Raw genomic sequence first — 12,093 nt, forward strand, 5'->3', positions numbered from 1 at the left:
TCCATTAAGTATCATATCTGTTTTCATAGATTTTTTCGTCCTAAGTGAATTCTTATATACCTGATTTATAATGACATTGTAATTTGCATTCATAAATGATATACTAACCAAAAGCCCATTAACTTGAAAACTAATTACAGCATCTTATTATTATGCATACTTTTAATGTATGCTTGTAGTTCCGGACCAACTCCATCAGAAAAAGAAATTGAAAAAAACATTTCTAATATTTATCTAGCGAAAACCACATTTGAAGATATAATAGGTGGTACGCTTGGCGATTTTGATAATGTTGATGTAAAAAATGTATATGTATCACAAAGTGCTATTTTAGATACAATGAATATTAATTTTTCTAGAAATAGTATCGCTGCAATCACCTATGAAAATTTATCTTCCGAAGAAAGAGAAAGCTATGACTATATTGGAGTAGACATTTCGCAAAAAAATGGAGAAAAAAACCCATTTTCTTTCTCTACAAATACCCTAGAGAAAATGACTGCAACAAAGAAGGTTGCATATCAGTTTGCCGAATCAATTAAGAATCAATCATACCAAGAACTCGAACCTATTATGAAAATAGGACCAGATGCATCGCAAACGGCAAAAGCTATTGAAGATCATTTTTCAAAAAATACAACCGCTGCAGGAACTATTATTAACTATTACTACCATGGTGCTGGAGAGGGAGAACACCAGTCTAAAACTTATTACTCACATTTAGGCACATTTGTATACGCAAATGGCATGACACAAAACTTTTTTGTAAATATCTTTGAAGGAGCTTCTGTAATAGAAGGCTACAATATATCTGCATTATAACTATGAATGTATTTCTGTAGTTACAAAATCAAAACGAACGATTCCATCATCTCCAATAGTAGTAAGATGTATATCATGTAACATATTTACAAGCTCCGGATTCCACGGAGCTTTTACCTTCACATAATTTTCTGTGAATCCGTGTATATACCCTTCTTTATTCTCTCCTTCAAAAAGTACGGTACGTTGCGTTCCTAATTGAGATTCATAAAAAGCACGCCTCTTTTTTACAGAAAGCCCTCGTAGCATTTTACTACGTTTACTTCTTACATTTTTAGGAATCACACCACCCATCGTTGCAGCAACAGTATTATCTCTTTCTGAATATGTAAATACATGCAAATACGATATATCCAGTTCGTTTAAGAAATTATAGGTTTCTAAAAAATGATCATCTGTTTCTCCTGGAAAACCAACAATAACATCTACACCTATACATGCATGTGGCATTACTTCTTTAATTTTTGCTACCCTATCTACATATAATTCACGTTGATATCTACGACGCATTAATCCTAATATCTCATTACTTCCACTTTGTAATGGAATATGAAAATGAGGAACAAATGCACGAGAATTTGCAACAACATCTATCGTCTCGTTTTTAAGTAAGTTAGGTTCTATCGAAGAGATACGTAACCGTTCAATCCCATCTACCTTATCAAGTGCTGTTACTAATTCTAAAAAAGTATGTTCATGCTTCTTATTTCCAAATTCTCCTTTTCCATAATCACCTATATTAACTCCTGTAAGTACAATCTCCTTAATATCTTGAGCAGCAATTTCTGAAGCATTCTTAAGGACATTAGATAAGGTATCACTACGAGAAATTCCTCTTGCTAATGGAATGGTACAATAGGTACATTTATAGTCACACCCATCTTGCACCTTTAAAAAAGCACGTGTTCGATCACCCACAGCATAAGAACCCACATAAAAGTCGGCTTCTTCAATCTCACATGAATGCACTTCTCCATGATCATTCTTAGAAAGGTCATGAATGTAATCAGTAATTTTAAATTTTTCTGTTGCTCCCAATACAAGATCTACACCATCTACCGCCACTAATTGTTCTGGTTTTAACTGTGCATAGCAACCTACCGCAGCAACAAAAGCTTCTGGGTTTGCTTTTTGTGCCTGCTTTACAATCGTTTTAAAACGTTTATCTGCATTTTCAGTGACACTACAAGTATTAATCACATAGATATCTGCATGCTCAGAAAAGTCTACACGATCAAAACCCTCATCAGTAAAATTACGAGCAATTGTTGATGTCTCCGAGAAGTTTAATTTACATCCTAATGTATAGAATGCTACTCTTTTGCGTGAATCCATTTTAAACAAAAATAAGTAGGCAAAATTACGGTTTTTATTCTGATAAATACAGTATTATAAATGATCCCTACAAAACTTATTTTTTAGTATATGATTTTAATAAAAAGAGCACCGCTATAATGATTAAAATACCACATAACCACCATAATCCACTCAAAGAAGAAGTCGTAAGATCTAGCGGACTTGTATTACCTATAAGGGCTAATCCAGCCCAATAACTAGGGTGTAATGTGCGTCCTTGAGAGGTTTCAAGGTATGTTAATTTAGCTTGTCGTAAAGCCTCATCTTTTGACATCCCTTCTGCAAGGTTGTCATAAAAATACCCAACAATAATAGCACTAGACTGTTCGTCTATTTTCCATAGGCTCGTCAAAATACTTTCACTACCTGCATAGTTAAATGCATGCGCAAGAGAAATCATTCCTTCCCCAGCTTGATATGTAGGTTTGCCCGTTTCACATGCCGTAAGAATAGCAAGATTTGAACTTAAATTACAGTTATAGATTTCATACATATATAATGAATTATCATTTTCATCTGATATATCTTCATCTATAGGCTTAGCAAAAATCAAACGAGATAACTCAGGAGTTACGTTATTAGATTCTGCATGTGTTCCAATATGAATAATTTTATGCTCTCCTGCACTTTCAACAAATAATTGTTTAGTAGCTTTTTTATTTAGATAATGGTCACCTTTAAATACTTGATTATAATTCTTTGCAATATCAACACTAAAAGGTTGTGGCAAAAGTGTTAGATACGCCTTATCCATATCTAATGAATCTTTAATAGCTACTCGATAAGACTCTTTCATATCTTTACTAAATTCTGGAGTAAAAGCAATAAAACTATTTGTAAGAATCTTACTATCGGTAGTAGAAAGTGTATGCAAACTATAGTTATAACTAATAGTATGGTTTCTTAAAAGACTGGCATTTGCTAGTTCTTCATAAGTATCTACCTGACTTGTAGTCAACATTTCAAAACTAAGATTAAATAACAATCCATCTGGTATGATAACAACTTCATTATGAATTCCTTTATCTTCGATAGGTTTCCAAAGTTTACTATATAAAAGATGTAAATCTTCAAGTATCTTACGCTCATCAAACTGATTGGAAGTTACGTTAGCTATAGCCAAATCCAAACCTTTAAAATCTATAGGAATCAAGTCTTGTATTCCATTATGAATAACAAAAGCATATAATTGTTCCTGTATAAATACATATCTAACCACACTTACAGATGCTGATATATTTTTAACTACCTCTTCTATAGGTGCTTGAATTGTCGCATATCGCATTTTATAATACTTAGGATACTTTTCTTTAAGAGAATCTTTAAAAGTATTCCATTTTTTTTCTGCCTCAAAAAACGACATTACGTTATCTGTTTCTGTAATAGATAACGTACTAGAAAGTGATTTTTTTAATTTCTTTTCTCTCTCTAATACAGTGATAGGAATATTGGAAAAAGTAACTATATTTCTATAATTAAGCTTAGCTCTAATACGATTATAAACCCCTGACTCGTGAATAGACATCAAAGAAGAAAGGTATTTATCGTGACCCGTAATAGTATACAAATCAAAAAACAATTGCTTAAGAAACATATTTATTTGCTTGTACTCAGACAAGAGCTGATCTATATCGGCTGGAGTGAAGGTGATTGTTTTTCTTCGTTCTAAAATAGTAACTGCCATTTCTAATTCTTCCACAAATGCTAAAAGAGGTTGTTCTGAGACATTCTCTAATTGTTGATAACGTGATTTTGTATTTAAAAGAATAAGTAAAGGACGATTAAAATCTATTTTAATAGAATCTGCGTTAGTACTCGCAAGTGTTTTTTTCTTCTGTAAAAGGCTGTCAGCTTTATAACTCCATAAGCTAGCCTTCTTATATTGATCAGATTTTAGATATACTTCTGAAAGATTCAGCATTTGTTTTGAAAGTATCATACTTTCTTCTCCCGTATTTCTAAGCACATAATCATAAGCCTTTATGGCTGTTTTTTCTGCAGTTTCATGACGCTTTAAAGCCGCTTCAAATTGAGACTTATTTTCTAAATAAGATAAATATGAGGCATCTATATTAGCTCCTAATGATTCCTCATATAAAGGAGCTGCTTTATCAAAAAAATACAAAGCACTATCCTTTTTATGTTGTCCTACATATATTTCTGCCATTCCATGATATGCTGTAGCTTCCCAATAAGGGAGCCTTTCCACTTTACCTTTGAGTAACACGAGTGCATCTTGAATATGAGATTTTGCATCTTCAAACGACTTCAGTGATATCTCTGATTGCCCTATCTGGACAAGTGTAGAAATAACGTCATCATCAGTAGGTTCAAGAAATACTTTTTTCTTTGCATAGGAATATCTAATAAGCTCATTTGCTCTTGTCAAATTACCCATCTCATTATAAAAGGTAGATAGATTTGAAATGGCCCGTGCCTGAAAACGTTGTGCTTTTATCTTTACATCTGGACTCTGAATTTCAGCTATTACTTTTTCATAATTATGAATAACCTCATTTTGCACTTCTAAAGCTTTGCTAAGATGACCTTGAGAATGCTCCAAAAGAGAGACATTTGATTGTATAACCGTTGCATAATATAAGTTTTCTATAGCGTCTCCAGAGGCATCCTTTATAATCACAGATGCTTTATCATAATAATAAGCAGCACTGTCTAGTTTTGAAGACATCCACATTACGGCTCCCATTGCATTATAACCATCTGACAGTTTCTTATTGTCAATTTGTGGATACGATTCATAATCGAGTAATGCTTTTTTAAAAAAAAGTTTTGCCTTGGGAAGGTTATCTAACGAAATATAACTTACTCCTAGATTGTATTTTACTTTTCCTATGTCACTTTTAGTAACATTCTCTGCTTTTAAAATATGCTGTAACGCTTCTTCTGTAACTTTAAGTGATTTACCTACTTCTCCTACTTCATCATAAAACTGGGACATATTTATTTTAGCAAGATATAAGCTCTTGTTTGTAGCTCCATTTGTTTCCATTTGAGTAACAAAATCTTCCATCTGTCTTAAAGACTTTTCTAATGTCCCTTCTAACCTAGCTAATTTCCCTATGTAATACGGCATATTTGATAAAGAATCAGGGGTATTTTCATACTGTGCTATATATGTAAATACAACCTTCCTAGCTTTAGCAACCTCTTCCTTTAAAAGAAGATGATCTACCAGTGCTGTTCCAGTAAGGGTATCTTGCTGCGCAATGGATGCATGACCTAATAAAATAAGACACCAGACACATATATAATGCATAGGCAATCTAATATGTTGCTTAGAAGTTATCATTTTTCTTTTAACTCATTGATGAGTTTTTCACTAGACTTATGCTCACTCTTTTCTAGAAAATATATTGCTTTTTTTGTATTGTCTTGTTTTAGATAGGCTAATCCCAAATAATAAAAAGCATCAGATAAAAACACACTCTTTTCATGTGCTGTAGCCCATTGTAAAAATGTAATTGCCTCTGCATCTTCTTCATTAGCAAGATGCGCTACACCAATAAAATAATTAAGCGTATCATTATTAGGTTTTGTCTTAAGTAAACCCTCCCACTTTTCTAATGCTTGTTTATAATTACCTTGCTTATACGTCACCATTGCTTCATAAAAACCAAAATCCTGTGTTGTGCTCATTGTGGTAGGTAATCCTGGATCTGGTCTAAAATAAGAAGCATATAGGTCTTGATTATTTGTACGCTTTCGCGAAAGCGTATACCCGCCCACTAAAAACAAAATCCCTAACGATGCCGCTATCCCATACTTCAGGATAGGTTTTTGCCATAACGAATACACTTTTTCTTTTCCATTTCCTTCATCAAAAGCTCGAGAATGAATTTCTTGCATCGTCTCTCTAAGAGATGCTTCTTCAATAGCTTGTATGACTATTTTTTGTTCTTCTACAGCATTTCGTAATGCTTCCGATATTGCTAGTTCACTTTCAAACTGATCTTTTTCAACACCTTCTAGTTGACCAAGCAAGTATCTTTCAATACGTTCATATAACTCCTGCGACATATTCATAATTCAGATTTTTGGGGTATTGCCAAAGCACGTAAACGTTGCATACAGCGATATTTTTTATTTCTTACTGAGGCTGCATCCAATCCTACATCTATTGCGATATCTTGTAATGATTGTCTTTTAAAATAAAAACGAGATAATAGTTTTCTACAATCATCACCTAATTGCGCAAAAGCATCTTTGGCTTTTTTTAATTGAGACTCATAAATTTCTTCATCATCTATAGATACATCGTCATCAGACACATTTGTCATCACTATACTTGTACTACTTTCTTTCTTATATGTAGAAGATCGTAAATAATCTGTCCATTTATTCTTAGCAATCGTATAAAGATAACCCTGTATCGCGGTGGGATTTGTTGCAGTAAATTTTTCAGTTTTTACAGCTTTCCACAATGCAATCATTGCTTCCTGAAAAATATCTTTGGCTTTTGTAGTATTCCCATTATTCTTTCTGATATATGAAGCAATTTTCGGAAAGTTTTCGACATACAACCTTTCAAACACTTTTGCATCATTCTCTTTTATCGCTTGAATAATATCTTGCTGATAGTCGTCTTTTGGTTGGGTACTGGAGAGCATTACCAGATAAAGATACTATTAAAGACCAGAAATCACAAATAGAGAGATACTACATAACTATTAGGCTTTTTGTGTTTTTTTTCCAACAAAAAACCAACTTACTCCGCCTCCTATTAAAAGCAACCCTATCCAAGGTAATAACCCCGAAAAACCTGCCTCTGATGGATCTTCCATCGTAAATTTAAAAATATCCTTACCATAAGCATCTTTAGCTGTTTTTATATTATTTGCCGTTTCTGGCAATGTGATCATAAATGTTTGTTGCATTTGTCCTCCATACTCAGGAGGACTATTTACCAACATATATTTATGAGAATCCAACTCTGTTAATTGTGTGTCTTTCTCTTCAAGCTCAATGATCCAATTGCCTCTTTTATCAATTTTACATACACCGTATGCATCTAATTTTAAATTAAAAGACCGATTCATATCATCTTTTTCAAGTTTAAAATTATCAAGAAAATATCCAGGCATTTCTCGTTCTATTTCACGTTTTAAAGCAGCAGGATTATTTCCTAATGATCCTATCCATTGTTGCCATTGTTGCGCATTCATTTTCATGGTAATATCTAATCTAGCATTCCCTATAGAATCAATACGCATTTCTATTTTTTGTTGCATTTGCTGTGCGTTGAGTATACAAACACAAAACACTAATACCAACATTACCCAATACTTACTTTGTCTTTTTGAATCTTTCATTGTACTACTTTATTTTTTAATAACTTTAATTGTTTTGGATGTTTTAGCATCTAATTGAATTTCCATCAAATACATACCCGAACGCCCTTCTAAGGCTACTTGCATAGTCGTCATATTTGAAAAGGTAGATCGCTTTAGTTCTTGTCCTAATAAGGATCGTTGTATAATGGTTACTTCTTCTGAGAGATTTGCTAACTCTAACGTTACAACATCAGAAGTAGGATTAGGATATACTTTAAGCACATTGCCATTTACTTCTTCCAATGTGAGTGTTTCAAACGTATGTTCAATAGCTAACAATGCATCCAGTTTTCCGTATCCCCAACTAGCATTAGGCACATCCCCTGTTTGTTCATCTTGACGACAAGAGTCTTGAAGGATACTTTTAATTTGAATAGGTGTGAGATCAGGATTCACTTCTAACATTAATGCAATAATTCCTGTAGAGAGTGGATTTGCAGCACTTACAGCATTTTGCACGCCATAAAGCTCATTACTATTCTCGGCGATATTAAATCGGAAATTACTATAGAAAGTGTTGGGCATATATGCTCCAAAACAAATCTCTCCAGGCGCAGTAAAATCTATACCTAAACGACCATCATGTGTAGGGCCCTCACTAGAACCTAACCAAAGTTCTCCATCTTCCCCTTGTCCAGTAATATCTCTAAAAACCCCATCTATATCTGTCCAAGAATTATGAACCACATAATCACTAGGTGTAATTGCACCTTCAGCACTTGCCAAATCATTAATACTATATCCAGATACTACATCCGTTAGAAAGCGGTTATCATTAAAAAAAGCAGCAGGATTTAAAGTTGCTCGGAACTCACCAGAACCATTGATAGTCGTTCCTTCTAAAATAATTGTATAAACCCCTGTTGCTCCACTTATATCGATAAGTAATTCTCTTCTTGGAGACGTAGCTCCAAAAAATTCAACATTAGCCCCACGATGACCTAAGAAGATATCTCCTAAATTTTGATCTGCTACATCATTAGGACCAGTAGGTGCTTCAAAAGGTCCTTCTACAACACCATTAGGTCGCATGATACTTACTGTAAATCTATCTGCCTCATCATACCATAAATCAAATCGCAGGTTCCCTGCTGTCGCTTTTTGGACTTCAATCTCATGGGTATTACCTTGAGTAATGGTATTAAAGGCATGATTTGCATCTCCTCCATCGTCTCCTGTACCATTTACAAATGGATGCCCTAATGCTACAAAATCATCAATAGCTCTACTTAATGTGCTTGTCCCATCTGTGGGTCCTCCTATAGAGCCAATATTCATTAAGGTTACAGAAGGTAATCCAAGTTCTTCTATTTTTTGTGCTGCAAATTCTAACGCAATAGGAATATAAGTTGGATCAAAAAACGAATCCTGTCCAGGTTGATCTCCAAAAGCTGGAAAAAAATCATTCACCAATTTAATACTTATGATTTTTGCATTAGGAGCTACGCCTTTAAACTCTCCTGAAGTTGTTCCACTTCCATTTCCACATAATATTCCTGTAGTAGCAGTTCCGTGCCCACCTCTATCTGTTGATAAAGGCGTTCCCCCTTCTTGTAAAGATGTATTGATTTGATCTTCTGTAAAGATAGTGCCTACACCAAACTCATTATCCCCCGCTCCAGTTGGGTCAATCATATCATAGATGTATGCCAATCGAGTATTTCCATTTTCATCTATAAAATCAGGGTGTCTATAATCAATCCCCCGATCTATCATCACTACTAAAACATCTTCCCCTGTTAATCCATAGGTAGTTTCCACCTCATCAAGATGGGTTTCTTGACGCGGAAATACGCCTTGACTATAACTAGTCAAGCCACTTAATAACAGTCCTAAAAGCAGTATATATTTTATATGATTTGTTTTCATGATTATCGTATGCTATTAAAAAGTTGATTAATAACTCCTGACTTTTGATTGTAGAGGTAATCAGGAGCGCCTACTGTTACAATACGTATGTTATTTCCTTTATTGAGTACTTTTCCTACCCAATTAAGTGTACCGTAACTACTATACGTTTGTCCGACAACTTGATTTCCATTTAATTGGTAAGACACTTCTTGCCCATAACTATATAAATAGCTTCTAATAAGATCCATTGCCTCATTAGCATTAGCAGTAGGTACATCAAATACAGAAATAGAAGTAGCTTGGTCTGGAGCAATTGCATTTGCTGTAAGTACAGGAATGTCTGGATATGGTCTTCGTATCGTTTGCCATGAAGAAGGTATCGCTACAGAAAGTGATCTATTAACCGCTGGTCTTGGCGTTACGTCTCTCGTAGTGCTTGAGGTAGGTTGCACATACACTATTTGTTTTTTATTGCTTTTTCCTTCTCCCCATACCGCAACCATTTCGTCAACTTTTTTACGCAGAAAATCATCATCTTTTAATACCATGGCAGTCGCTCCATTTTGGTTAGCTACATGAATGTCTACCATTGTATATCTAGGATCTCCTTGTTGCTGTTTTGTAAAAAAGTCTTGTAATGACTTCATGCCAGTTTCAACAGCTTTATCTACCGTTTGAATTCCCCCTAATCCTTCTCCTCCTATTCCTGTAGCTTCAATTGCATAATATTGTCCATTCATTTTAAAACCTGGATACGCATGTCCTGGTACTAAAAATATGATAGGATCTATTCCTGCACTAGAAAGTATACTAGCATACAGTGTACTCAACTCAAGACAAAGTCCTGTATTTCCTGTGATTACTTCTCTTGGCAATCTATTACTTTGAGAAAATTTAGAAATATCTGTCAGACTCTCAGGAATCATCTTTGTACCACTATAAACCATATGAGATTGTCTGGTAGCTTCATAAATTCCCATTAAAAATCGCATCGCTTCTTTAGGGTCCTTAGTGACACCTGCGGATTCACCTTTAAGCATTTTCTCCTGAATATTTTGTGTGTAATATTTTACAATAGGGTCATTAGGAGTCACAAAGCAAGCTAGTAATGCCGTATTATTATGAACATCAGACCACCCTAAAATTTCTGAAGCAGGTACATTGGTAAATTTAAATTCATTCCGATCTGAAATACGAAAACTAAAACTCTCTTCAATGATATCATCTTCTTCTGCTCCATCCCAAGTAATTTCTATATCTACCTTCTCGACAGATTCTGTCATTTTTTCTGTGATATCATCTTTAAATTTTGGATATGCTCTTATAGCCGCTATTTGCCCACTAAACATTTCTCCTATCACTTCTAGTTCTGTCCACTCAATAAAACCTGGGATACGATATTTAACAGTGACATCTTCTAATATCTTGTTGGTATTATTAGTTAATCTTGCTTTGAAAAGATAATATTTACCATTCAGAGCTTCCTCATTATTATATACATTATGAGCAGCTGGCATAATGGTTTCCGTTTTTTCAATATCTAAACTTACTTCCCCTTTTTCTTTGAATCCGCCAATAAAACTTGAAGCAAGAAGAAATACTCCCAAGGCTATTAAAACAATGGATATGATATGTTTTTTCATAATGAATATATTTTTGTTGGTTATATAAATACATCGAGAAGTATTCAAAATGTCATCACCTTAGATTGACAAATTTGTTCTTTCCCAAATCAATTGATTTTTTACAGCACATTGGCCACTTTGAAAAGTATTATCCTGGGACGATATTTGGATCACAATCATTAGGATCTACCAGATTATCAAACCCATCGCCATCTTTATCTATAAACTGTCCATCTGGTCTTACAAACAATTGAAAAATAAAGGGTAAGAAGGTTTCTTGAACTTGCGTTTCATATTCTTCCTCTGGCGCCACAGAAACACTAATAGCAAAAGAACTTGAACCTAACCCATCTACATAAGTACCTATCACCCATACTTGGGCAATCATTCCATTGAAACGCAAGAGCCTTCCATTAAATTCCTGAGGTAAAATGTTATTTTGTTGTGCTGTTCTTGTACATAGAACTTCTGGTTGTCCTTGAAATCCAAAAAAGGATAACATGCTATTTATTTCTTGCTCAATAATAGTTTGAGTAGGAACTAGCGGTTGAAAGACAGTCGCCAAAGGCACCCATCGATATACTACTTGGTTATCATTTCTAATAACATCTGCTCCAACAACATTCTGTCCAGCTGACTCAAAAGCAGAGAAACCTTGTGGTAATGTAAATCCTAAAAGTGGTTGCTGACTATGAATAAATTGTCCTCCAGGGTTTTGAACAACAGGCACCCCTGGTAATTGCGCATATGCAGCACTATTTCCATTTGCCATATCCCAGTACAAGCCTGTATAGCCTACTACATTTGGATTGGGAGTTGGATTAGTACAAGTAGTAGAAACACGATTTGCAATGCTAGCCGCTTGTTGTTCTGCCATCGTATCATCATCAGTACTACAACCGTAAAATGCAATACATAGAAGTGCAAAAAAGATTTTTATTTGTTTCATAATATAAGAATGTTAATTTGTGATTATATCCTTACATCGAAACCATTTTAATATGTCATCACCACTTTTTAAAAAAATTAAAAATCTATTTCTGAATGAATGAAATTTTTAAAAAGAAATACGACTTTTGTTATAGAAC

9 protein-coding genes are annotated in these 12,093 nt (G+C 34.2%); 1 reads left to right on the forward strand and 8 read right to left on the reverse strand.

Features of this window, described 5'->3' with window-relative positions; all coding sequences use genetic code 11:
• Positions 1 to 123 precede the first annotated feature (123 nt).
• Positions 124 to 822 carry a hypothetical protein gene (locus CHB80_RS18740; RefSeq protein WP_143337183.1) on the forward strand — a complete coding sequence of 233 codons (699 nt, stop codon included), beginning with the start codon at positions 124 to 126 and terminating at the stop codon, positions 820 to 822.
• On the opposite strand, the gene mtaB is transcribed toward CHB80_RS18740, so the two are convergent.
• The 8 genes from mtaB to CHB80_RS18780 all read right to left on the reverse strand — a co-directional run bounded on the left by mtaB (position 823) and on the right by CHB80_RS18780 (position 11,954).
• Positions 823 to 2,157, reverse strand: coding sequence for a tRNA (N(6)-L-threonylcarbamoyladenosine(37)-C(2))-methylthiotransferase MtaB (gene mtaB / locus CHB80_RS18745; RefSeq protein WP_089373048.1), 1,335 nt, complete (start codon positions 2,155 to 2,157; stop codon positions 823 to 825).
• A 76-nt stretch (positions 2,158 to 2,233) separates the two neighbouring features.
• Positions 2,234 to 5,488, reverse strand: coding sequence for a CHAT domain-containing protein (locus tag CHB80_RS18750; protein ID WP_089373049.1), 3,255 nt, complete (start codon positions 5,486 to 5,488; stop codon positions 2,234 to 2,236).
• Complete coding sequence (locus CHB80_RS18755) at positions 5,485 to 6,222, reverse strand: tetratricopeptide repeat protein (protein ID WP_089373050.1); 738 nt, start codon at positions 6,220 to 6,222, stop codon at positions 5,485 to 5,487. Before CHB80_RS18755 ends, CHB80_RS18750 begins: the two co-directional genes overlap by 4 nt.
• A complete protein-coding gene (locus CHB80_RS18760; protein ID WP_089373051.1) occupies positions 6,219 to 6,806 on the reverse strand; it encodes an RNA polymerase sigma factor in 588 nt (195 codons plus the stop codon). Before CHB80_RS18760 ends, CHB80_RS18755 begins: the two co-directional genes overlap by 4 nt.
• Positions 6,807 to 6,866: 60 nt before the next feature.
• Positions 6,867 to 7,508 carry a hypothetical protein gene (locus CHB80_RS18765; protein WP_089373052.1) on the reverse strand — a complete coding sequence of 214 codons (642 nt, stop codon included), beginning with the start codon at positions 7,506 to 7,508 and terminating at the stop codon, positions 6,867 to 6,869.
• A 9-nt stretch (positions 7,509 to 7,517) separates the two neighbouring features.
• On the reverse strand, positions 7,518 to 9,398 hold the full coding sequence (locus CHB80_RS18770; protein WP_089373053.1) for a S8 family peptidase: 1,881 nt from the start codon (positions 9,396 to 9,398) through the stop codon (positions 7,518 to 7,520).
• 2 nt (positions 9,399 to 9,400) lie between these two features.
• Positions 9,401 to 11,023 carry a hypothetical protein gene (locus CHB80_RS18775; protein ID WP_089373054.1) on the reverse strand — a complete coding sequence of 541 codons (1,623 nt, stop codon included), beginning with the start codon at positions 11,021 to 11,023 and terminating at the stop codon, positions 9,401 to 9,403.
• Between the two features lie 130 nt (positions 11,024 to 11,153).
• A complete protein-coding gene (locus CHB80_RS18780) occupies positions 11,154 to 11,954 on the reverse strand; it encodes a hypothetical protein (protein WP_089373055.1) in 801 nt (266 codons plus the stop codon).
• Positions 11,955 to 12,093: the final 139 nt, after the last annotated feature.

This window comes from Dokdonia pacifica, assembly GCF_900188275.1.
In the GTDB taxonomy this organism is placed as follows: Bacteria; Bacteroidota; Bacteroidia; order Flavobacteriales; family Flavobacteriaceae; genus Dokdonia; species Dokdonia pacifica.

Bases quoted from the DNA above. Each gene is read 5' to 3' on its own strand.
- mtaB (WP_089373048.1), bottom strand. From the start codon at position 2,157: ATGGATTCACGCAAAAGAGTAGCATTCTATACATTAGGATGTAAATTA.
- CHB80_RS18750 (WP_089373049.1), bottom strand. From the start codon at position 5,488: ATGATAACTTCTAAGCAACATATTAGATTGCCTATGCATTATATATGT.
- CHB80_RS18755 (WP_089373050.1), bottom strand. From the start codon at position 6,222: ATGAATATGTCGCAGGAGTTATATGAACGTATTGAAAGATACTTGCTT.
- CHB80_RS18760 (WP_089373051.1), bottom strand. From the start codon at position 6,806: ATGCTCTCCAGTACCCAACCAAAAGACGACTATCAGCAAGATATTATT.
- CHB80_RS18765 (WP_089373052.1), bottom strand. From the start codon at position 7,508: ATGAAAGATTCAAAAAGACAAAGTAAGTATTGGGTAATGTTGGTATTA.
- CHB80_RS18770 (WP_089373053.1), bottom strand. From the start codon at position 9,398: ATGAAAACAAATCATATAAAATATATACTGCTTTTAGGACTGTTATTA.
- CHB80_RS18775 (WP_089373054.1), bottom strand. From the start codon at position 11,023: ATGAAAAAACATATCATATCCATTGTTTTAATAGCCTTGGGAGTATTT.
- CHB80_RS18780 (WP_089373055.1), bottom strand. From the start codon at position 11,954: ATGAAACAAATAAAAATCTTTTTTGCACTTCTATGTATTGCATTTTAC.